At 67.4% G+C, this 22,860-nt stretch carries 18 protein-coding genes; 5 read left to right on the forward strand and 13 right to left on the reverse strand.

The annotated features are described in order from the left end of the window. Nucleotides 1-28 precede the first annotated feature (28 nt). From V5F74_RS03955 to V5F74_RS03975, 5 genes are all read right to left on the reverse strand, one after another. Nucleotides 29-772, reverse strand: coding sequence for an enoyl-CoA hydratase/isomerase family protein (locus V5F74_RS03955; protein ID WP_394006370.1), 744 nt, complete (start codon nt 770-772; stop codon nt 29-31). After that, nucleotides 739-1,941 carry a CaiB/BaiF CoA transferase family protein gene (locus V5F74_RS03960; RefSeq protein WP_394006372.1) on the reverse strand — a complete coding sequence of 401 codons (1,203 nt, stop codon included), beginning with the start codon at nt 1,939-1,941 and terminating at the stop codon, nt 739-741. The genes V5F74_RS03955 and V5F74_RS03960 overlap by 34 nt, the downstream gene beginning before the upstream one ends. Beyond that, a complete protein-coding gene (locus tag V5F74_RS03965; RefSeq protein WP_229643154.1) occupies nt 1,938-2,453 on the reverse strand; it encodes a flavin reductase family protein in 516 nt (171 codons plus the stop codon). Before V5F74_RS03965 ends, V5F74_RS03960 begins: the two co-directional genes overlap by 4 nt. A gap of 29 nt (nt 2,454-2,482) precedes the next feature. Beyond that, on the reverse strand, nt 2,483-3,646 hold the full coding sequence (locus tag V5F74_RS03970) for an LLM class flavin-dependent oxidoreductase (RefSeq protein WP_394006374.1): 1,164 nt from the start codon (nt 3,644-3,646) through the stop codon (nt 2,483-2,485). 199 nt (nt 3,647-3,845) lie between these two features. Beyond that, a complete protein-coding gene (locus V5F74_RS03975; RefSeq protein WP_394006376.1) occupies nt 3,846-5,225 on the reverse strand; it encodes an MFS transporter in 1,380 nt (459 codons plus the stop codon). A gap of 290 nt (nt 5,226-5,515) precedes the next feature. On the opposite strand from V5F74_RS03975, the gene V5F74_RS03980 reads away from it, so the two are divergent. Both V5F74_RS03980 and rnk read left to right on the forward strand, forming a co-directional pair. Next, nucleotides 5,516-6,418: a LysR family transcriptional regulator gene (locus V5F74_RS03980; RefSeq protein ID WP_029557803.1), complete on the forward strand. Its 903-nt coding sequence runs from the start codon at nt 5,516-5,518 to the stop codon at nt 6,416-6,418. Between the two features lie 255 nt (nt 6,419-6,673). After that, a complete protein-coding gene (rnk, locus tag V5F74_RS03985) occupies nt 6,674-7,090 on the forward strand; it encodes a nucleoside diphosphate kinase regulator (RefSeq protein ID WP_394006378.1) in 417 nt (138 codons plus the stop codon). Nucleotides 7,091-7,172: 82 nt separating this feature from the next. On the opposite strand, the gene V5F74_RS03990 is transcribed toward rnk, so the two are convergent. Beyond that, on the reverse strand, nt 7,173-7,586 hold the full coding sequence (locus tag V5F74_RS03990) for a hypothetical protein (protein WP_394006380.1): 414 nt from the start codon (nt 7,584-7,586) through the stop codon (nt 7,173-7,175). A 268-nt stretch (nt 7,587-7,854) separates the two neighbouring features. Here V5F74_RS03990 and V5F74_RS03995 point away from each other — a divergent pair, with 268 nt between their 5' ends. Together V5F74_RS03995 and V5F74_RS04000 are read left to right on the forward strand one after the other, a co-directional pair. Next, nucleotides 7,855-9,672: an amidohydrolase gene (locus V5F74_RS03995; RefSeq protein ID WP_029557800.1), complete on the forward strand. Its 1,818-nt coding sequence runs from the start codon at nt 7,855-7,857 to the stop codon at nt 9,670-9,672. An 84-nt stretch (nt 9,673-9,756) separates the two neighbouring features. Continuing rightward, a complete protein-coding gene (locus V5F74_RS04000; protein ID WP_394006382.1) occupies nt 9,757-10,059 on the forward strand; it encodes a hypothetical protein in 303 nt (100 codons plus the stop codon). 48 nt (nt 10,060-10,107) lie between these two features. On the opposite strand, the gene V5F74_RS04005 is transcribed toward V5F74_RS04000, so the two are convergent. From V5F74_RS04005 to V5F74_RS04015, 3 genes are all read right to left on the reverse strand, one after another. Further along, nucleotides 10,108-11,262: an FUSC family protein gene (locus V5F74_RS04005; RefSeq protein ID WP_394006384.1), complete on the reverse strand. Its 1,155-nt coding sequence runs from the start codon at nt 11,260-11,262 to the stop codon at nt 10,108-10,110. Next, nucleotides 11,259-11,732 (reverse strand): MarR family winged helix-turn-helix transcriptional regulator, encoded by a 474-nt coding sequence (locus V5F74_RS04010; protein WP_394006386.1) that lies wholly within the window; start codon nt 11,730-11,732, stop codon nt 11,259-11,261. The genes V5F74_RS04005 and V5F74_RS04010 overlap by 4 nt, the downstream gene beginning before the upstream one ends. Nucleotides 11,733-11,885: 153 nt before the next feature. Beyond that, on the reverse strand, nt 11,886-12,908 hold the full coding sequence (locus V5F74_RS04015; RefSeq protein WP_250168337.1) for an LLM class flavin-dependent oxidoreductase: 1,023 nt from the start codon (nt 12,906-12,908) through the stop codon (nt 11,886-11,888). A gap of 175 nt (nt 12,909-13,083) precedes the next feature. Between V5F74_RS04015 and V5F74_RS04020 the strand changes: the two genes are divergently transcribed. Next, nucleotides 13,084-15,117, forward strand: coding sequence for a YgiQ family radical SAM protein (locus V5F74_RS04020; RefSeq protein ID WP_394006388.1), 2,034 nt, complete (start codon nt 13,084-13,086; stop codon nt 15,115-15,117). A 6-nt stretch (nt 15,118-15,123) separates the two neighbouring features. Here V5F74_RS04020 and V5F74_RS04025 read toward each other — a convergent pair whose 3' ends face one another. From V5F74_RS04025 to rpoC, 4 genes are all read right to left on the reverse strand, one after another. Further along, nucleotides 15,124-16,485: an RsmB/NOP family class I SAM-dependent RNA methyltransferase gene (locus tag V5F74_RS04025; protein ID WP_394006390.1), complete on the reverse strand. Its 1,362-nt coding sequence runs from the start codon at nt 16,483-16,485 to the stop codon at nt 15,124-15,126. 37 nt (nt 16,486-16,522) lie between these two features. After that, a complete protein-coding gene (locus V5F74_RS04030; RefSeq protein WP_394006392.1) occupies nt 16,523-17,008 on the reverse strand; it encodes a J domain-containing protein in 486 nt (161 codons plus the stop codon). Between the two features lie 145 nt (nt 17,009-17,153). Then, the gene (locus V5F74_RS04035) at nt 17,154-18,500 is read right to left on the reverse strand and encodes an APC family permease (protein ID WP_394006394.1); all 1,347 of its coding nucleotides are present in this window, start codon (nt 18,498-18,500) and stop codon (nt 17,154-17,156) included. Nucleotides 18,501-18,673: 173 nt separating this feature from the next. Next, nucleotides 18,674-22,858 (reverse strand): DNA-directed RNA polymerase subunit beta', encoded by a 4,185-nt coding sequence (rpoC, locus tag V5F74_RS04040; protein ID WP_024279830.1) that lies wholly within the window; start codon nt 22,856-22,858, stop codon nt 18,674-18,676. Nucleotides 22,859-22,860: the final 2 nt, after the last annotated feature.

Below are 22,860 nucleotides of genomic sequence, written 5' to 3' on the forward strand. Positions count from 1 at the left end.
TTCAGCGCGCCCACCGGCGCAGGTGCGCTCAGCGCGTCTTGCCCGCGAGATAGGACGCAATTCGCTCCCGCAGCCCCGGCGCAGCCAGCGAGCGGACGAGATCGGAGAGGTCGGCGTCGTCCGTGTCGCGTCCGGTCAGGCCGAGGATGCGGGCGGTCGCCGGCGGCGTCAGTCCACTCTGCGCGGCGACGAGGCGTTCGGCGCTCGGCAGCAGATCGTCCTCTTCGACGAGGTGCGTGAGAAGGCCAATGGCAAGGGCCTCCTCGGCACCGACAGTGGCGTCCGCCAACAGGATGGCGCGGGCGCGATCCGTGCCGACGATGGCCGCGAGCCGCCGCGTGCCCAGAGCGACGCCGAAGCGGAATCCGGGAAAGCGGAAGCGCGCCCGCCGGGTGCCGATCCGGTAGGTGCACGCCACGGCGAGATCCGCGCCCGCCCCGATGGCCGCCCCTCCGATGAGAGCAAAGGACGGCACGGATGCCCGGCTCACGGACTGCAGCAGCATTTCGAGCCGCACGAAGCGCAGCAGCAGGTCGCCTTCGCTCTGCTGCTCGAAGCCGCCGAGGTCGAAGCCGCCGCAAAACGCCCGGCCACCCGCCAGCGCGAACGGCCGCCCTTCCTCCGCTGCCTGCTGGACGAACGCGCCCAGCCCGGCGACCAGCGCCGGATCGAGGGCATTGGCCTGCTCGGGACGCGCCAGCGTGGCGATCCTGAGCACCCCGGCCTCGTTGAAGCCGATCACTGCGCTGCTTTCAGGGGGCGCGCGGTCCATTCCTCGAACACCTCGTCATTGTGCTCGCCGAGCAGGGGCGGTCGCCGGCTGATCTCGAATGTGAAGTCCGACAGGCCGACAGGAAAGCCCACGGTGTCCGCCACCGCGCCGTTGGGCATGGTGATGGGCAGCACCCAGCCCCTGTCCTGCACATGCGGATCGGACAGGATTTCAGCGAAGTCGTTGATGGGCGCGCAGGGGACCCCCAGCCCATCGAACGCAGCCAGCCAGTCCGCCGCTGGCCGGGTGGCGAAGATGGGCTGGAGGATCGCCGCCAGTTCCTGCTGGTTGCGCGCCCGCAGGGACTGGGTGGCGAAGCGGGGGTCGTCGGCGAGGTCGGGCCGGCCGACGATATCGCAGGTGTCGCGCCAGAGCTTGTCGTTGCCGGCGGCGATGGTGAAGGGCTTGTCCGCCGCATCGAACCCGGCATAGGGCGCATTGCGCGGGTGGGCCGAGCCGAGCCGCCGGGGCGGCGCGCCGGTGCCGAAATATTCGCTCGTCTGCAGCGCGGATATGCCCAGCAGCGCCCCGAGGATGGAGCAATCCACATAGGCGCCCTGCCCTGTCTCGCGCGCCCGCATCACCGCGGCGAGCGTGACGAAGGCGGCATAGAGGCCGGTGGCGAAATCTCCCACCGGAACGCCGCACTTCACCGGCGGGCCGTCCGGCTCGCCGGTCACGCTCATCACGCCGCTCATGGCCTGCACGGTGACGTCGAAAGCGCCCTTCTGGGCATAGGGGCCGGACTGGCCGTAGCCGGTGATGGAGCAATAGACCAGGCGCGGGTTGCGCGCCTGGAGCTGCTGATAGCCGAGCCCGGCCCGGATGAGCGCACCGGGGCGGAAGTTCTCGATGAACACGTCGGCGGATTCGATCAGCGTAAGCAGCCGCTCGCGGTCCGCCGGCGACTTGATGTCGAGGGCGATGGAGCGCTTGTTGCGGTTGAGCGAGGTGAAGTTGCCGCTGAACACCCCCTCCCCTGCCTCCGGTCCGTCATGGAGCGGCGGCCAGCCGCGCATGCCGTCGCCGCCATCGGGACGTTCCACCTTCACCACGTCCGCGCCGAGATCGGCGAGGAGGCTGCCGGTGAAGGGGCCGGCCGCAATCTGCGCGAATTCCAGGACGCGCACGCCGGCCAGCGGCTTTGGGGTGCTGGATGGCGCGCTCATGCCACCTTCCTCTCGGCTTCGAGGGCCGTGTAGCCGCCCCGGTGATAGAGCAGCGGCTCGCCCCCGAACACGTGGGTGCGCTGCACCTCGCCGATGACGATCATGTGGTCACCGATGGTGCAGATTTCCGACAGCCGGCATTCCGCGGCCGCCAGCACGCCACGGATGAGCGGGCTCCCGCTCTCGCCGACGATGTGCTCCACACCCGCGAACTTGTCCTCCTGCTTGGAGGCGAAGACGCGGGAAATCTCGGACTGGCTCCGATCGAGGAAATGCACCGCGAAGTGGCCGCTCTCCTTGAGCGCCTTGAGCGTGTTCGAGCGGTGATCGAGACAGACCAGATAGAGCGGCGGATCGAGCGACAGGGACGTCACCGCATTGAGCGTGAGGCCGTGCAGGGCGCCGTCGGGATGGGCGGTGGTGACCACCGCCACGCCGGTCGCGAAGTGCCCGGCGAAGGCCCGCAGTTCGGTGGCGGAGACGGCTGAGGGGGCAGACGTGGTTTCGGACATGGCTGTGTAGCCTCTGGAAAGAAGGAAAGTCAGGCCGCGGTGGCGAGGGGCTGGTCGAGGCGCAGGCCCGCTTCGTGCATGATCGGTAGCACCCGCTCACCGAAGAACTTCAGGTCGGGCAGGAAGTCGTAGAAGTTCACCTGCACGCCGTCGCAGCCGGCGGCCTTGAGGCGCTGGAATCCCTCCACCACCTGGGTCGGAGTGCCGACGATGTGGACGTTGCCACCGATGGTCCACTCCTCGCGCGTCGCCGCCTTCCAGGAGGATTGGTCGCCGCCGGTGAAGGTGCGGTAGAAGTTCTCGGCTGCCACCGGATCCTGATGGCGCAGGATGGCGTCGTATTGCGCCCAGGCCTCCGCCTCGGTCTCGCGGCAGATGACATGCGGATTGATGAGCGTGCGCACATCCCGCCCCTGCGCCGCTGCCGCCTGCTTGATCCGCGCCGTGTGGGGCGGGAGCGCGGCGCATGCACGGTCGAGGTTGGCGCCCGCCGGGCTGGTGACGAAGATCAGGTCTGAGTGCTTCACCGCATAGTCGAGCCCCGCGCCGGACGACGAGGCATTGACCAGAACGCACTTTCCGCCGGCGGGCTTCGGCGCGATGAAGGCCTCCTTCATCTTCCAGAAGCGGCCATCGAGGGTGATGTTTTCATCCTCCGACCACAGGCGCTTCATCATGGTCACGAACTCATCGGCCATCACATAGCGGTGGTCATGCTCGATCTGCTCCAGACCGAACATCTCGAACTCGCTCTTCTTGTAGCCGGTGACCATGTTGAGGCCCCAGCGCCCGCCGCTCATCTCCGAGATGGTGGCGCCGAACTTGGCGAGATGCAGCGGATGCCAGCCGTAGAGGATATGCACCGTGGACACGAGCAGGATGCGCCGGGTGATCGCGGCGAGGCCGGCGGTCACGAGCAGCGGGTCGGTCGCCATCTCGCGGAACTTCATCTCTCCGCCATAGCCGCCCTTGCCCATCCACTGCGCCAGCCCGAACACAAGGTCGAAGCCCAGTTCTTCCGCCATCACGGTGCAGCGGGCGTTGTAGTCAAAAGTCCAAGACGTATCCCGCGAAGCTGTCGAGGGACTCCAGGCGCCGGACTGGATGGGCAGGAACAATCCCAGCATCAGCGGGTTGGCCTTGGCTTGTTCCAGCGGAGAGAGCGCCGGCTTTTGCCCTGAAATCTTGACCATGACTTTCCTCCCGTTTCGGACCCCGCCAGATCCGGGATCAGGCCCCGCAACGAGCCCCTCCTCTTCTTGTCTGGCATCAGAATTATGGAGATTGTATTTTAACGGAAAAAGCGATTGTTTTCGATCTATTTCAATCGCGAATTTCGATACTTCGGCGCGGGAGTGAACGACACGATCGCCCTCCCGCGCCGCACTCGGCCTATTCGCTCGGTGACGAGGCGGCCCGGGGCGCCATCGGGGCTGCGCCCCGATGGACGGCCACGGTCGCTTCATCGCGCACCCAGCCGGCATTGCTGGTGTAGTCGTCGTGCGACCTGTCACGCAGGAAGAGGGTCGAGACGAAGCTGATCGCGGCGATGAAGGCGATGTAGGCGCTGATCGCCGCCGACGTGCCGTAGGTATGCAGCAGGAAGGCTGCGATGATCGGCGCCGGGCCGCCCGAGGTGATGGAGGCGAGCTGGTAGCCGATCGAGGAGCCGGAATACCTCACGCTTGGCGGGAAGCTCTCGGCGATGAACGCCGCCTGCGGCGCGTACTGCATGTCGTGGATGGGCAGCGACACCAGGATGGCGAGGACGATGAGGGCAGGAACCCCGGTATCGAGCAGCCAGAAATAGGGGAAGGCGAACGCCATCATGGTGAAGGCGCCGATCAGGTACATCCGCTTGCGGCCGATGCGATCCGACAGGTAGCCGAAGAACGGGGTGGTGAAGAGCGAAAGTGTCGCCGCCACCAGCACGCAGTTGAACAGGAACGACTTCTGCAGGCCGAGCTGCGAGGTCCCATACGACAGGAGGAACGTCGTGAAGATCACGAACGGCGCCTGCTGTCCCGTCCGCATCAGGCAGGTGAGGAGGATTTCCTTCCAGAACCCGCGCACCGCCTCGATCACCGGAGCCTGGGCGATCTCCTTCTTCTCCTGCATGCGCTGGAACACCGGTGTTTCAAGAACCCCGAGCCGGATGTAGAGGCCGACCACGATCAGAAGGGCGCTGACCAGGAAGGGAATGCGCCAGCCGATGGTTTCGAACCACTCGGTGGTTCCGAACTGCAGGGTCAGTGTCAGCATGCCCACGGCGAGGAGCATGCCGAGGGGCGAACCGAACTGCGGCCAACTGGCTGCGAGACCACGGCTCTTGTTGAACTTGGACCACTCGGTCGCGACGGCGATTGCACCGCCCCACTCGCCGCCGACGCCGATGCCCTGCAGGACGCGCAGAACCGTAAGGGCGACCGCGCCCCAGATGCCGATGTGCTCATAGGTCGGCACCAGGCCGATGAAGACGGTGCTGATGCCCATGAGCATGAGCGTCGCCACCAATGTGCCCTTGCGGCCGATGCGATCCCCGAAATGGCCGAAGATGATCGCGCCCACGGGCCGCGCGACGAAGCCCAGGAAGAAGGTCGAGAACGCCAGCAGCGTCGCGGCGTAAGGGTCCTGCGACGGGAAGTAGAGCTTGCCGAAGACGATCGCGGCGACGAGGCCGTACAGATAGAAATCGTACCACTCGATCATGGTGCCGACGGTCGAAGCCAGCACAGCGCGTTTCGCATGGCGTGACAGATCGGCGTCGCTCATGGGCGACGTCTGCGGGTTCGGGGCCATTTATTCCTCCCAGACGCTTCCGTGTCGGAGCGCATTTTTTCTGCTTGTCCCGCCCGGACGCGCGCTGCGAGCCCGCCGGGCGATCCGGCATGTGTGGCCGGGCCTGGCGGACTTTTGCAGACGGCTTCGCCTGCACGGGGCTGTGTTTCGGCAAGGAGTCTCCCCCCGGCCGAGATCAGCGTACCCATGTGGGTTAAGCGCAAAAAGCGATTGTTTTCGATTGAGATGCGACGGAATAATCGATTGGCGGGAGGAAAACAAAAATGAATTTCCGGCAATTACAAACCTTTCTGGAGATCATCCGCCTCGGAAGCTTCGCAGCTGCAGCAAACAATCTGAATGCAACGCAATCGACCGTCTCGGCCCGCATCCAGGAACTTGAGGGCGAACTTGGCGTCGCCCTCTTCGACCGCAGCCAGAGGAAGATCGCGGTCACCTCGAAAGGGCGCGAGCTCATCAGCTACGCCGAGCGCGCCCTGGAGCTGCACGACGAGATTCTCCACAACATCACCCCGCGCCAGATGCTCTCCGGCATCGTGCGGGTCGGTGTCGCGGAACTGGTGGCGATGACCTGGCTTCCCGCGTTCGTCGCCACCGTGCACGCGCGCTACCCCCACATCTCGCTGGAGCTGGACATTTCCCTCACCGCGCCGCTGCGCGCACGCATGCTGGCCGGCGACCTGGATGTGGTCCTGCTGCCGGGCGAGATCGCAGACCCTGCGCTGGTGGTCCATCCGCTCGGCCTGGTGACGTTCCGGTGGATGGCCGGCGCCGGCATGGATCTGCCGGACCATGTTCTGTCTGCCCAGGACCTGACGCGCCTGAGGGTCCTGTCCCTCGGCGAGAACTCGGTGCACTACAGCACGATCCTGTCGCTGCTGGGCAGCGGCGGCTCGGCTCAGCGCCCCGATCTGTGCAACAGCATGACGGTGATCGCCACGCTCATGATCGCCAATACCGGCATCAGCGTGCTGCCGCCCGCCTGCTACGGAGACGACATCGCCGCCGGCCGGCTGCGCGTGCTGCGGACGACGTGTGATCCCGCCCCGGTTCCCTTCGTGGCGGCGTACCGGAAGCGGCGTCTGTCCGGCCTCCACGACCTGATCGCCGCCACGGCGGCCGAGGTCAGCACCTTCGCGACAGCCGAGGACTGCGCCTCCGGCTGACTTGACATAACGCAAGGTCAGAGGCCTCATGGACTCATGAGCGGTTTGCGATATCACCACTGCCGTCCCTGCCCCATCGCAGGACAGTAGCCCCGCGTCCGGCGTTTGCGCCCCGGATGCCGGGGTGATGCGACGTCGTGCCCGTATCGCGCGCGGCGACCAGCGATAGCGCAGACCAACCCCAATCCCGTCTTGAGCCGGCAGCCGCTGCACCGACAGCGGCGCCGGTGCGCGCCTGTGTGAAAGTCCATTCCCATGACCATGAAGTCCCGCCGCGAACGCCTTCCGGCGCTCGTCCTCAACCGCGCCGATCACGAGCGCCTCACCAGCCTTGCCACCGCCGCCCTCGACAGGATTCCTGATGTGGCGGAGGAGTTGCTTTCCGAGCTGGATCGGGCGCGGCTGGTGTCACCGGAACGCGCTCCGTCAAACTCGGTGCAGATGGGCACCACCGTCACCTACCGGTCGGCGGACAGCACACGCACGGTCCGGCTCGTCTATCCCGAAGAGGCGGATATCGCGGACGGCAAGGTGTCCGTCATGACCCCCATCGGCGCCGCGCTGATCGGGCTGTCCGAAAACCAGTCCATTTCTTGGACCGCCCGGGACGGACGGCGCCACAAGCTGGAAATCGTCGCCGTCGTGCCCGCCACGGCACAGGTTCCGGGCTGATCTTCCCGAGCCGCCGGCAACCGGCCGGGTGATACGGCGGCTCCGGCACGGCGCCGGCTCGCTCCAGCGCCGCGCCGTTGCGTCACGCGTTCACATCGAACGCCGGCACCAGCCGCAGCGCGGCGCTTGCGCCGCCGCGCGGGGGCGAGCCGCCCCTCGTCCTCCACCGCCCTTTCCGCCACGGCGGAAAGAAGGGCCGCTGGCGCCGCTCCATGGCGGTCCAGCCGTCGGGCTGGTCGAGCACCGACGGTTCGGCGGGAAGCGCCGCCAGGGCCGCGAGAATGTCGTCGACGGGAACGACTGCGCCGCCGTCGAGGCGCCGCAGGGCCGGCGCATTCTCGACCGCATGGCGATCCGACGCCCAGGACGAAAGCAGCTCCCGCTTCTCCTCGGCACTCATGGACGGGTGATCGAGCACCTGGTCCGGATGGACCAGAGCAGCCTTTGATTGAAGGGACGGCGGCGCCTGCGGCCGCTCGCCTCGCGTGGTTCTCATAGCCACATCCTCCTTCGAGCAACATGGGTACAAGCACCTCGCACGCAGGGTGCGATGCCTCTGCCGGCCAGGGGCCGGCAGACTTGATTTGGGTGCGCCCGCGCGTGCGTCAAGACACCGGCCGCGCTCTGCTGTGGAGCCATCTCAATTCACGAAAACAAGTCGTTTTTACCGTCACCAGATCGCGTTACCCTATGGAAGGCGAGTGATTTGCGGACGCTCCATGCCCGCGCAAATCAGCATTTCGCCGCGTATGGGAGGGGACGGCATGTGCATCGCGTGTGAATGGGCACCCTATTTCGAGGCGTTCGGCCGGGCGAGTGGCCTGAACCGCCGGTCGGTCCTCGGAGCCGGCATGGCGATGACGGCGGCGGCAGCCATGGCGCCCGTCTTCCGCGCGACCGAGGTGAAGGCACAGGATGCCCGCGCCGCCACGAGCGGCCCGGCCGATTTCGTGTTCCACAACGGGCTGGTCTACACCGTCTCCGCTGCCCAGCCCTGGGCGAAGGCGGTCGCGGTGCGCGGCAAGACCATCATCCATGTGGGCGACGAGGCCGGAGCCATGGCACTCGCCGGCCCGAAGACGCAGGTGATCGACCTCAAGGGCCGGCTGCTCATGCCGGGCTTCGTGGAGGGGCACACCCATCCCCTGCTGGGCGCCTTCCTCTCCTCCGGCATCGACCTCCAGCTGCCGACCATGAAGGACGCCCTCGCCGCCATCGCGCAATATGCCAAGGAGAACCCCACCGGCCCCATTCGCGGCTTCGGCTGGCGCGTGGACATGTTCCCGCCGGAAGGTCCGACCCGCGCCGACCTCGACCGCATCCTGCCCGACCGGCCGGCCTTCTTCTTCGCCATCGACGGCCACAGCCTGTGGGTGAATTCCAAGGCGCTGGAGATGGCCGGCGTGACCCGCGATACGCCGGACCCCATCCCGCGCTTCAGCTATTACGCCCGCGACGAGAAGGGCGAGCCCACCGGCTATGTCCTCGAAGTCAACGCCGTGCTCGCCCTCGTCAATGCGGTGGAGCCGATCACCGCCGCCAACCTGGGCAAGCTGCTGGATGGCTGGCTGCCCAAGGCCGCAGCGGCCGGCATCACCACGCTCTTCGACGCCGGCGTGCCGCCCATCGGCTCGGATCAGGCCGCCGTCATCAACATTTATGTGGACGCGGAGAAGCGCGATGCCCTGCCGTTCCGGGTGTCAGCCTCCTATTCGGTGAAGAGCCCGCCCATCGACAACGTGGTCGAGCAATTCAGGGACGTCCGCGGCCGGGTGTCGAGCGAGCTGGTGCATGTGGACGTCGTGAAGATCATCGGCGACGGCTCGCAGGGCGGGTACACCGCGTGGCTGATCGAGCCCTATGCGGACATGCCCAATTCCATCGGCGCCTCGCCCTTCACCGAGGCCCAGTGGCACCAGCTCGTCGGGGCGGTGGACGCGGCCGGCTACGACGTCCACGTCCATGCCTGCGGCGAGCGTACGGCCCGCGTGGCGCTGGATGCCATGGAGAAGGCCATCGCCACCAATCCCAAGCGCGACCGCCGCAATGCCATCGCCCATCTCGTCTATGTGGAGGACAGCGACGCCCCGCGCTTCGCCAAGATGAACGTGACGGCGCAGTTCTCCGCCAACTGGTCGTCGGCTGATCCGGACACGACGATCAACATGCTGGCCCGCTACGGGCAGCCCCGCGCCAGCAAGATGTACCGCACCAAGACCATCCTCCGGGAGGGCGGCCGTGTGTCGCTCGGCACCGACTGGCCGGCGGCGGGCTATTTCTCCACCTACAAGCCGCTCGATTCCATCGAGGTGGGCGTGACCCGCCGGTTGATCGGAAAGCCGGACGCCGCCGTGCTCGCGCCGGCCGACGAGCGGCTGACGGTGGCCGAGGCGATCCACGCCAACACGATGGGCGCCGCCTACCAGCTCCGCATGGACGACAGGATCGGATCGCTGGAGGTGGGCAAGTTCGCCGACCTCATCGTCCTCGACCGCAACATCCTCGAGGGCGATCCCCGCGACATCCACAAGGCCAAGGTCGAGCTGACCATGATGAATGGTAAGATCCGCCACAAGGCCTGATTGCGCGCGATCCGGGCGGCGGGATGCCCGCCGCCCCAAGGACCAGGAACGGTGGATCTCATGAAACGGCTTTTGGGATTGCTGATGCTCGTCGCGGCGCTGGGCGGCGTTTCCGCCCAGGCTCAGCCGGTGCCCGAAATCTGCTCCAAGAAGCGATCCTGCTTCATGACCTTCGACGGGCTAGAGCGCGGCTTCTGCCAGGCCTATGTCGAGGGAAAATCATGCTTCATGTCGTTCAACGACGCTTCCGATCGCGGCTGGTGCCAGCACCTGCGCGAGGGCAAATCGTGCTTCATGGCGCTTGATGGTGATGCCCGGCGCGCCTGCGAGGCCGGTCGCATCCCGCGCGAGCACCGCCACTGGATGCGGCTCTGCAGCGGCTGGTAGGCCGGCGCGGCGGGTAAAGCGCGCAAACGCTTCACCCGTTCCCGAGCCCTACCGGCTCCGGCGATCCGCGCGCGCCGCATGGTGGTGGGCGAGATAGATCCGGTCGTCCACCGTCGAGCAGACCACCGCCAGCACGATGCCGATGATGGCGCCGACCAGTGTGTCGAACACCCGTTCCGGCGCCATGGCGGTCCCCGCGGCGCCGGGGGCCGCGAGGTAGCTCATCAGCAGGGCCATGGGCGTGACCAGGATCTGGCCAAGGGCGTAGTTCGCGCCGATGATCATCTCGGTGGCGAACTGGAGGAAAATGAGCAGAGCGACCACGCTCCACACCGATGGCTCCTGCGAGAGGATGAGCCAGACAAGCCCCGCACCCACCACGGTCCCGGACATGCGCTGCATGGCGCGGCTCATGCTGATGTGCAGGTGCGTCCCCTGCATCACCGCGACAGTGCCCATGGCCGCCCAGCCGGGATGCGCCGCGCCGGCGGCATAGGCGGCAAACGCCGCGATCGCCGAGCCGAGGGTGATGCGCGCCGCCGCGACGAGGCGATGGTCCAGGGGCCGAACCGGCTCCACTGGAAAGGGGGCCTCGGGCGTTTCCTGCTGGCGGAACGTTTCCGTTGCCACGCAGATCAGCCACGTCAGTCCCGCCGCCAGCGCCGTCGCGGTGGCGCGCTCGACCACCTCCTGCCAGGACGCCACATGGCCCATCGCCGCCCCGGCCGCGAACACGAAGATGAGCGCGCCCGGCGGGCCATACTGCCCGGTGTTGGCGACGAAGAAGAACAGGCCGCAGGCGAGCGCCAACAGGGCCAGCTGGAGGAGATAGGGCGCGCCGAGCCAGGCCGTTGTCGACATGGCGAGCACAGCGAAGGTCAGCCACATGGCGCAGATGAGGACGATACGGCCACGCCCCGCCTGCGGAGCGAAGCGGCCGAACAGGGCTGCGAGGGTTCCCAGCGAGGCGAAGCCCACAAGGTGCGGCCACGGCGAGACGAGGGCCAGCGGCAGGGCGATCGCCGCCGCGAGCGACGCCTGCAAGCCTGCCAGCACGGCGTTGCGCTGCCACGGCTGGGCTGCGAGGGCCCAGCTCTCGCGGATCTGGTGCGGCTTGAGCAGATGGCGCGCGGCGTCAAGGCGACGGGTCGCGAGGGTAGCTGAATCGGCAGATGCCGCGTGAGGCGGTTCGGACAGGCTCATGGGGCGGTCTTTTCCCGGCGCGGGACCTGAAGGCTTTGCAGCCGCTGCTCGATCCGCTCGAAATGCGCGAGCATGGTCGCGATATCGGCGTCCGAAAGGTCCGCCAGCATCTCCGCCTCCCCCTTGGACAGCTCGCGCCGGATCTCGGCGACCCGCGCCCTGCCCGCTTCGGTGAGGTGGACCAGCCGGGCACGTCCATCGGAGGCGTCAACCCGCCGTTCCACGAGCCCCTGCCGGCTCAGGATGTCGAGCAGGCGCACGAGGCTCGACCCGTCGATGCCTACCAGCGCGGCGAGTTCCTTCTGGGTGATGCCGCCTCCGGACTCCTGAAGATGGACCAGCGGCACCCATGTGGCGTCCGACAGCCCCGCCTCGGCGAGACGGGCGTCCAGCGTCCGCCGCCAGCGACGGGCAAGCAAAGCGAAGCGCACGCCGAAGCGGGCGCGGGGAGAGGCGGGATCGAGCGTCATGGGGGCATGAAAAGCAGAATATAATTTGCATTGCAATGCAAATTATATGGGTACTCCGCCATCCGGTTTGTCGTCCCCGCCGCGGAAGGCCTCTTCAGCGCATCCGGCGGGGAGCTTCGGGGGCGCTCCCCGCCGGTAGCGCCCCTCTTGCTCTCAGCGCCAGCCCATGGCCGGCGCGACGTGGGTCAGGATCGCCTCGATGACGTGGGCGTTGTAGTCGACGCCCAGCTGGTTCGGCACGGTGAGGAGCAGCGTGTCAGCCTCGGCGATGGCTTCGTCCTCGGCGAGCTGCTTGATGAGCGCGTCCGGCTCGGCGGCGTAGCTGCGGCCGAAGATGGCGCGGGTCTTCTCATCGATGAAACCGATGGAATCCTCCTCCTTGCCACCCCCACCGAAATAGGCGCGGTCGCGGTCGTCCACGAGGGCGAAGATGGAGCGGCTCACGGAGACGCGGGGCGTCCGGGTGTGGCCGGCCTCGGCCCATGCGGCGCGATAGGCGCGGATCTGCGCGGCCTGCTGGACGTGGAAGGGCTCGCCCGTCTCGTCATCCTTCAGGGTGGAGCTTTGGAGGTTCAGCCCGAGCTTGGCCGCCCACACGGCGGTGGCGTTGGAGCTGGCGCCCCACCAGATGCGCTCGCGCAGGCCCTCGGAGTGCGGCTCCAGCCGCAGCATGCCGGGCGGGTTGGGGAACATGGGCCGGGGATTGGGCTGGGCGAAGCCCTCGCCCTTCAGCACTTCGAGGAACACCTCGGCATGACGGCGGGCCATGTCAGCCGCGGTCTGGCCTTCCGGCGGGCCATAGCCGAAATAGCGCCAGCCATCGATCACCTGTTCCGGCGAGCCGCGGCTGATGCCGAGCTGAAGCCGTCCGCCGGCGATGAGATCGGCCGCGCCGGCATCCTCCGCCATGTAGAGCGGGTTCTCGTAGCGCATGTCGATGACGGCGGTGCCGATCTCGATGCGCTTGGTGCGCGCGCCCACGGCCGCCAGCAGCGGGAACGGAGACGCAAGCTGGCGGGCAAAATGGTGGACGCGGAAATAGGCGCCGTCCGCGCCCAGCTCCTCCGCCGCCACGGCAAGGTCGATGGATTGCAGCAGCGCATCTGCCGCCGAGCGGGTCTGCGACTGGGACGAGGGCGTCCAGTGGCCGAACGAGAGAAAGCCGATCTTCTTCAAGGCAGACACTTCTGGGCTGTGAAAATCTGGCGCCAACCTAGCCCGCTCCGCCGGCCCGCGCACCTTTCGTGTCCGCAAGCTGGCTTTGCACGAGAACCGGCCGCACGAGGAGATGTGTTCCCGCACGGGCACCGGATCGGTTGAATTTGCGGCCTTTGATCCCTATTCGTCACCCATGGACACACAGGTCTGCCTCACCACGTCTTTGCCTTTCCTGCCCTGGCCCGCCCCGGCCAGCCGGCCGGCCCCCTTCCTGCCCATGAGCCGCGCCGAGATGGCGGCGCTCGGATGGGATCAGTGCGACGTCGTTCTGGTCACGGGCGATGCCTATGTGGACCACCCGAGCTTCGGCATGGCCATCATCGGCCGGCTCCTGGAGGCGCAGGGCTTTCGCGTCGGCATCATCTCCCAGCCGGACTGGCAGTCGGCGGAGCCATTCAAGGCGCTGGGCAAGCCGCGCCTGTTCTTCGGCGTCACCGGCGGCAACATGGATTCCATGGTCAACCGCTACACGGCGGACCGACGGCTGCGGCATGACGATGCCTACACGCCCGACGGTGCCGGAGGCCGGCGGCCGGACCGCTCCACCATCGTCTACACGCAGCGCTGCCGCGAGGCGTACAAGGATGTGCCGATCATCCTCGGTGGCATCGAGGCCTCGCTGCGCCGGATCGCCCATTTCGACTACTGGTCCGACAAGGTGCGCCGCTCCATCCTGGCCGACGCCAAGGCGGACCTCCTTCTCTACGGCAACGCCGAGCGCGCCGTGGTGGAGGTGGCGAACCGCATCGCCGCCGGCGAGGCGCCGCGCGACATCGACGACGTGCGCGGCGTCGCCTTGTTCCGCAAGGTGCCCGAGCACTACACCGAACTTCACGCCGACGATCTCGACGCCTCGGACGAAGGCGCCGCCCGCCGCCCCGGCGACGTGGTCATCCGCCTGCCGTCCTGCGAGCAGGTGGAACAGGACAAGGAGGCCTATGCCCGAGCCTCCCGCGTGCTGCACCGGGAAAGCAACCCCGGCAACGCCCGTCCCCTGGTGCAGCGCCACGGCGACCGCGATCTGTGGCTGAACCCGCCGCCCATTCCCCTCACGACCGAGGAGATGGACGCGGTCTACGATCTGCCCTACGCCCGCGCGCCGCATCCCTCCTATGGCGAAGCGAAGATCCCGGCGTGGGACATGATCCGCTTCTCGGTGACGATCATGCGCGGCTGCTTCGGCGGCTGCACCTTCTGCTCCATCACCGAGCATGAGGGGCGCATCATCCAGAACCGCTCGGAAGGCTCGATCCTGCGCGAGATCGAGCTGATCCGCGACAAGACGCCGGGCTTCACCGGTGTCATCTCCGACATTGGCGGGCCCACCGCCAACATGTACCGGATGGCCTGCAAGGACCCGAAGATCGAGGCCGCCTGCCGGCGCCCCTCCTGCGTCTTCCCGGACATCTGCCCCAACCTCAACACCTCCCACGACGACCTGATCCGCCTCTATCGCAAGGTGCGCGAGGTGGAGGGGGTGAAGAAGGTGATGGTCGCGTCCGGCGTGCGCTACGACCTCGCGGTGAAGAGCCCCGAATATATCCAGGAACTGGTCACCCACCATGTGGGCGGCTACCTGAAGATCGCCCCGGAGCACACCGAGCGCGGCCCGCTCGACAAGATGATGAAGCCGGGCATCGGCACCTATGACCGCTTCAAGGAGATGTTCGACGCCGCGGTGAAGCGGGCCGGAAAGAAATACTACCTGATCCCCTATTTCATCGCCGCGCATCCGGGCACGACCGACGAGGACATGATGAACCTCGCGCTCTGGCTCAAGAAGAACCGCTATCGCGCCGATCAGGTGCAGACCTTCCTGCCCTCGCCCATGGCCACCGCCACTGCCATGTACCACACCGGCGTCAACCCGCTCCGGGCGGTGCGGCGCGGCGGCAGCGAGCGGGTGACGGCCGTCACGGGGCTGCGCCAGCGCCGGCTGCACAAGGCCTTCCTGCGCTACCACGATCCCGACAACTGGCCGCTGCTGCGCGAGGCGCTGAAAGCCATGGGCCGCGCCGATCTCATCGGCCCGCGTCCGGACCAGCTCGTGCCGGCGCACCAGCCGCCGGGCACCGGCAAGGCCGCCGGCACGCGCCGCCCGGTGCGGCCCGCCCCCGCCGGGGCGCAGCGCTTCACCACCAAGGGCGTGCCGCTGCGCAAGACGTGAGGCGACCTACTCGGGGGCTGCGTCCGTCTCGATCGCAGCCGCCTCGCGCTGAAGCGCGGCGGCGAAGAAGCCGTCCGTGTCGTGGCGCGCGGGAGTCAGCGCCAGATAATCGGGATGCGCCGAGCTGGTAATCTCAGGCGCCACCTCGCTCAGGGGAACGACGCGGAACGCCGGGTGCGCCGCGAGGAAGGCGGCCACCTGCGCCTCGTTTTCCTCGGCCAGCAGGGAGCAGGTGGCATAGACCAGCCGCCCGCCCGGCTTCACCAGCCGCGCCGCGCTGGCGAGGATGCGGGCCTGAAGCGGCAGCAGCGCCTCAAGGCCCGGCCCCAGCACACGCCAGCGGGCATCGGGATTGCGCCGCCAGGTGCCGGTGCCGCTGCAGGGCGCATCCACCAGCACCCGGTCGAAGCCGCCCTTGTGGCGCTTCACCCAGCGGTCCGTCTCGCTGGCCAACGGCCGCGTCTCGATATTGTGCAGGCCGGCCCGGCGGAACCGCTCGGCCGCCCGCTTCAGGCGGCCGTCCAGCACGTCGCAGGCGATGACGTGGCCCTTGTTCTTCATCTGCGCGGCAATGGCCAGCGTCTTGCCGCCGGCGCCGGCGCAGAAATCCACCACCCGGTCGCCGGGCTTGGCATCCACCACGACGGCGACCATCTGGGAGCCCTCGTCCTGGATCTCAACCTCGCCCGTCTTCAGCATGGGCAGGCGGTTGAGCGCTGGGCGTTCGCTGACGCGGATGCCATAGGGAGACAACGGCGAAAGCTCGGCCGGCAGGCCAAGGGCGCGCAGGGCTGACAGCATCTCCGCGCGGTCGGCCTTGATGGGATTGACGCGCAGGTCGAGCGGGGCCGGCGTGAGCATGGCCGCCATTTCGGACGCGAAGGCATCGCCGAAGCGGCGGTGCAGCCCGTCCGCCGCCCAGTCCGGGCATTCGTAGCGCACATCGTCCGGCATGGTGGGATGATCGACGCGCGCGCCCTGCAGCTTGATAAGCAGCGCGCGCTCCTGATCGGTGAGGGGCGCCGGGGCGAACTTGGCGCCGGAGAACAGCGCCTGCACCTGATCCCGCGTCTTGCCGCCGCCGAGCATCAGCCAGGCCAGCAGCCGGTTTCGGGGCGTATCCGGGCGGCCGTGCCGCTTCAGCCACCAGCCGAGCCGGGCGTGGTGGCGCAGCAGGGCATAGAGCAGCACGGAAATCGGGCCGCGATGCGCCGTCGGGATGTCGCGCCGGGCGCGGAAGAAGTCGGAGACGACGGCATCGGCCGGACGCGCGACGGCGTCGACCTCCTCGGTCAAATCGAGGGTTTCTTGCAGAATGGCGGCGAAGGTCACTGAGACACGATCAGGCTGGAAACGGGGCCGCACCATAGGCGATGGCGCCAGCCTTGGCCATCACGGCTGCCCCTCACGCATCCGCCAGCATCTCCAACAGGGCGTCGCGGGCCTCGGCGATGCGGCGGTAGTCGGCATCGCTGCCGCCGGCATCGGGATGGGCGCTCTTGGCGCGGCGGCGGAAGGCGGCGTTGATCTCGGCGGCATCCAGCCGGCCGTCCGGGGGCAGGCCGAGGGCTTCGCGGTGGGGACTGTCGTCTTCCCCGTCGAACATGGCCATGAGCGCGCGGCGGGCCTTCTGCGCCGCCATGCGCAGCTCCACCTGATCCTCCTGCCAGCGGCGGCGGGACATGACGAAGCAGGCGCCGAAGGCGATGCGGCCCGTCTGCTCCAGTTCGTCCAGGCTGAACGGGCCGACGACGCCGTAGGGCGCATCAAGCCATGCCTGCCGCCCGCCCGCGTCGGCCTCGACACGGCCGATGCTGACCATGTCGAGCACGCCCAGCGAGCCGTTCCAGACGACCCATTGCTCCGCCCCGGAGAATCCTGTGTCGGTCATGCGACGCGCCCTGTGCCTGCTCGCGCATGTGTCTGACACGAGCCGATCCCGGGACACGCATCCGCCGCCCGTTCCTGTCGGAAAGGCGCCGCCGTTTGCACATCCCAAGGGCGGCCATGCAGGACTGAAGCCAGATTGGGGGACCTTAAGGCTCGGCGTCCCGGACACCCGGGCGCAGTGTCGCCAGCGCGGCGCCGAGCGCGATCCAGGCGCCGACCACATAGGGCCAGAGGTTCCCGGGGAAGGCCGGCACGGGATAGATCGAATTGTAGAGCGGCCAGAGCATCGCCAGCGTTCCGAGCAAACCCAGCGCCAGCCACACCATGCTCTTCGCCTTCACCGCATGGGTGACGGCGGCCAGCGTGACGCCGAGATAGGCTACGATCAGCGCCAGCACACCGATGGTGCCCACATTGTCGTAATAATCCGCCGGGCCGATGAACGGCGCCCAGGCGAGGAGGCCGGCGAGCATCAGCAGGCCCACCACCGGCACGGACACCGACGGGGTGCCGTGGACGGGATGCACCCGCGCCGCCGCCTCCGACAGGCCGGCGCGGCCAAGCACGAACAGCATGCGCCCGGCGGCGGAGAGCGTGCCGAGCACGGCGGATATCGCCGACACGGCGGCGGCGATGTCCAGCGCGGTGGCCATGCGCACGGTGCCGTATTTCAGCGCCAGCGTGTTCAGCGGAGCATCGTCGGCGGCGAGCGCCTTCATGTTGTCGACGCCGAACCCGACAACCTGGATGTAGGAGGCGAACACGAAGAACAGGCCGGCGAGGACCACCGAGCCGAGCAGCGCGACGGGAATGGCGCGGCCGGGCTGGCCCGTCTCCTCGGCCAGCGTCGCCGCCGCCTCGAAGCCCGCGAAGGAGAGCACGGCGAACACCACGGCATAGCCCACCCCCCACCAGCCCATGGCCGGGTCCGGCCGGAACGGCGCGGCCGTGAGGCCGCCAGTGGCGCTGACGGCGGTGAGGATCTTCACGCCGAGATAGACGATGACGCAGATGGAGCCGAGTTCCAGCAGCAGCATGAGTCGCGCGGCGACCGCCATGTCGCGGTAGGCGAAGAGCGTGCCGATGATGAGCGCCAGCACCCCGATCACCAGCCACCAGCCGCCGATGTGGATGCCATGGTCGGCGAAGGCGGCCCGCAGGAAGTCGCCCACCAGCGCCGCGCTGCCCGATCCGCCGGCGATGTAGAGCAGCAGCATGCACCAGCCGGCGATGAAGCCGGCGCGCGGGCCAAAGGTCTGGCCGATATAGGAATAGGCTGAGCCGGCGCGTGTCGTCTTCCGGGCGAAGAAGACGAAGGAGAAGCCGACGATGGCCACCAGCAGGGTGCCCACGGCGAACCCCAGGGGCGCGGCGATCCCGGCGGCGCCCACCGCCAGCGTCACGTTGAGCGCCATGGACATGGTCGGCGCCATGACCGAGACCGAAAGCCCCACCGCCTCGACCGGCCCGAGGTTACGCTTCAGCTTGACCATGATCCGCGCCCCGATTGCCCCAGAATTCCGCGGGCAGTGTCAGCTCGGTACCATTGTCGGGGCAATGCCGGAGATCGGCCCGATCTGCTCCGCTTCAGCCAGCGGAACCCGGCAAAAGAAAAGGCCGCCCCGAGGGGCGGCCTTTCCAATGGATGCGGGCGCGTGGCCCGGGATCACTCCGCTGCGTCGGCGGGGCCTTCCACGAGGGACTGGCCTTCGCCCTGCTCGTCGCGGGTCGCGACGATGAGGTCGTCGCGGTTGGTCGCGATGGTGCGCAGGCGAGACATCTGGGCGCCCGTGCCGGCCGGGATCAGGCGGCCGACGATGACGTTCTCCTTGAGGCCTTCCAGCGGGTCGATCTTTCCGTTGACCGCCGCTTCCGTGAGGACGCGGGTGGTCTCCTGGAAGGAGGCCGCCGAGAAGAAGGAGCGCGTCTGCAGCGACGCCTTGGTGATGCCCAGGAGCACGGGATGGCCGGTGGCGGGCTTCTTGCCCTCCTCGGCGGCCTTCTCGTTCGCCTCGAGGAACTCGAGCCGGTCGACCTGCTCGTTGTCGAGGAAGTCGGTCTCGCCCGAGTCGTCGATCTCCACCTTCTGGAGCATGTTCCGGACAATCACCTCGATGTGCTTGTCGTTGATGTGCACGCCCTGGAGCCGGTAAACCTCCTGGATCTCGTTCACGAGGAAGGCCGCAAGCTCTTCCACGCCCTTGATCGCCAGGATGTCGTGCGGCGCGGGGTTGCCGTCGACGATGAAGTCGCCCTTCTCCACCACGTCGCCGTCCTGGAGATGGATATGCTTGCCCTTCGGGATCAGGTACTCCACCGGATCCCCGCCGTCGGTCGGCTCGATGGAGAGCCGGCGCTTGTTCTTGTAGTCACGGCCGAACCGGATGGAGCCCGAGATCTCCGCGATGATGGCCGCGTCCTTCGGACGACGCGCCTCGAACAGCTCCGCCACGCGCGGCAGACCGCCCGTGATGTCGCGCGTCTTGGCGCTTTCCATGGGCACGCGGGCCACCGCGTCGCCGGCCTTGAGGGTCTGGTTGGGGTCCACCGAAATGATGGCCTCCACCGGCAGCGCGTAGCGGGCGTCGCCGCCGCGCGGCAGCTTGATGATCTTGCCGTCCTTGCCCTTGATCAGGATGGCGGGGCGCAGCTCCGGTCCACGGCCGGACCGCGAATCCGTCACCACGCGCTTGGCGATGCCGGTCGACTCGTCGACCTGCTCGTTCATCGAGGAGCCTTCCATCAGGTCCTCGAAGGCCACCGTGCCGTCCACCTCGGAGAGGATGGGGCGGGTGTAGGGATCCCACTCAGCAATGCGCTGGCCGCGCTTGATAGTGTCGCCCTCGTCCACCTTGAGGCGGGCGCCGTACTGCACGCGGTTGACCGCGCGTTCGGTGCCGTCATGGTCGACAATGACCACCGCCAGGTTGCGGGCCATCACCACCAGGTCGCCGTCCGAATTCCGCGCCACGTTGCGATTGCGGATGCGGACGGTGCCCTCGAAGTTGCTTTCCACGAAGGACGAGTCGGCGAGGGTCGCCGCGCCGCCGATGTGGAAGGTGCGCATGGTGAGCTGGGTGCCCGGCTCGCCGATGGACTGGGCGGCGATGACGCCCACCGCTTCACCCATGTTGACGGGCGTGCCGCGGGCGAGGTCGCGCCCGTAGCAGGTGCCGCACACGCCGTTGCGGGTCTCGCAGGTCAGCACCGACCGGATCTTGATTTCCTGGATGCCCGACTTGTTGATCCGCTCGACGTGCGGCTCCTCGATCATCTGGCCCTTGGGCACGATGACGTCGCCGGTCGCCGGCTCCACGATGTCTTCCGCCGCGGTGCGGCCGAGGACGCGCGAGGCGAGCGAGGCCACGATCTGGCCCGCGTCGATGATGGCGCGCATGTGGATTCCCTTCTCCGAGCCGCAATCGCGCTCGGTGATGATGGAATCCTGCGCCACGTCGACGAGACGTCGGGTGAGGTAGCCCGAGTTCGCCGTCTTCAGAGCGGTGTCGGCAAGGCCCTTACGCGCGCCGTGGGTGGAGTTGAAGTACTCCATCACGGTCAGGCCTTCCTTGAAGTTCGAGATGATCGGGCTCTCGATAATCTCGCCCGACGGCTTGGCCATGAGGCCACGCATGCCGGCGAGCTGCTTCATCTGAGCGGGCGACCCACGCGCTCCGGAGTGGCTCATCATGTAGATCGAGTTGATCTGCTTCTCGCGGCCGGTCTTCGGGTCCTTCTTGACCGAAGAGATTTCCTTCATCATCTCCTCGGCGACGCGATCGGAGCACTTGCCCCAGGCGTCAACGACCTTGTTGTACTTCTCGCCCTGGGTGATCAGGCCGTCGTTGTACTGCTGCTCGTATTCCTTGGTGAGGGCGCGGGTCTCCTCGACCAGTTCCCACTTCTTCTTCGGCACCACCATGTCGTCCTTGCCGAACGAGATGCCGGCGCGGAACGCGTTGTAGAAGCCGAGCGCCATGATGCGGTCGCAGAAGATCACGCTCTCCTTCTGACCGCAGTGCCGGTACACGGCATCGATCATGTTGGAGATTTCCTTCTTCGTCATCAGCTTGTTGACGACGTCGTAGGAGAGCTTCGGGTCCTTCGGCAGCAGCTCGCCGATCTTCATGCGACCGGGGGTGGTCTCATAGATCTTGGAATACTGCTTGCCGTCCGGTCCGATGCCGATGTAGCGGCCCTTGATCTTGGTGGCGAGGGTGATCGCCTTGGCGTTCAGCGCGTGGTCGATCTCCGCCATGTTGGCGAACATCATGCCCTCGCCGGGCTCCTTCTCCTTCATGATGGAGAGGTAGTAGAGGCCCAGAACGATGTCCTGCGACGGCACGATGATGGGCTGGCCGTTCGCCGGGTGCAGGATGTTGTTGGTGGACATCATCAGCACGCGCGCTTCCAGCTGGGCTTCCAGCGAGAGCGGAACGTGCACGGCCATCTGGTCGCCGTCGAAGTCGGCGTTGAACGCCGAGCAGACGAGCGGGTGCAGCTGGATGGCCTTGCCCTCGATGAGCACCGGCTCGAACGCCTGGATGCCGAGGCGGTGGAGCGTCGGCGCGCGGTTCAGCATCACCGGGTGCTCGCGGATCACCTCGTCGAGGATGTCCCAAACCTCGGGACGCTCCTTCTCCACCAGCTTCTTCGCCTGCTTGACGGTCGCCGAATGGCCCTTCGCGTCGAGGCGCGAATAGATGAAGGGCTTGAACAGCTCCAGCGCCATCTTCTTCGGCAGACCGCACTGGTGGAGCTTCAGCTCCGGACCCACCACGATGACCGAGCGGCCGGAATAGTCCACGCGCTTGCCGAGCAGGTTCTGGCGGAACCGGCCCTGCTTGCCCTTCAGCATGTCGGCGAGCGACTTCAGCGGACGCTTGTTGGCGCCGGTGATGACGCGGCCGCGGCGGCCGTTGTCGAACAGCGCGTCAACCGCCTCCTGAAGCATGCGCTTCTCGTTGCGGATGATGATGTCCGGCGCGCGCAGCTCGATCAGCCGCTTCAGGCGGTTGTTGCGGTTGATGACGCGGCGGTACAGGTCGTTCAGGTCGGAGGTCGCGAACCGGCCGCCGTCCAGAGGGACGAGCGGGCGCAGGTCCGGCGGGATCACCGGCACGTGGGTGAGGATCATCCACTCCGGCTTGTTGCCGGAGAGCTGGAAGGCCTCGACGATCTTCAGGCGCTTGGCGAGCTTCTTGGGCTTGAGCTCGGTGGTCGCCTCGGCGATCTCCTGGCGCAGGTCCGCGGCGATCTTCTCGAGGTCCATGGAGCGCAGCAGCTCACGGATCGCCTCGGCGCCGATCATGGCGGTGAAGCTCGAATCGCCGAACTCGTCCTGGGCGCGCAGATAGTCGTCCTCGGAGAGGAGCTGACGGTACTTGAGCTTGGTGATGCCCGGCTCGATGACGACGAAATACTCGAAGTACAGGATGCGCTCGAGGTCCTTGAGCGTCATGTCGAGCAGCAGGCCGATGCGGCTCGGCAGCGACTTCAGGAACCAGATGTGCGCCACCGGGGCGGCAAGCTCGATGTGGCCCATGCGCTCGCGCCGCACGCGCGACAGGGTGACCTCGACGCCGCACTTCTCGCAGATGATGCCCTTGTACTTCATCCGCTTGTACTTGCCGCACAGGCACTCGTAGTCCTTGATGGGACCGAAGATGCGCGCGCAGAACAGGCCGTCACGCTCGGGCTTGAACGTGCGATAATTGATGGTTTCCGGCTTCTTGATCTCGCCGTAGGACCAAGACTTGATCTTCTCCGGGCTCGCGATCGAGATGCGGATCTGATTGAAGCTCGGGGCCGGAACGGTCGGATTGAAGACGTTCAGGATTTCCTGATTCATGA

The organism is Xanthobacter aminoxidans (assembly GCF_043193615.1).
GTDB lineage: Bacteria > Pseudomonadota > Alphaproteobacteria > Rhizobiales > Xanthobacteraceae > Xanthobacter > Xanthobacter aminoxidans.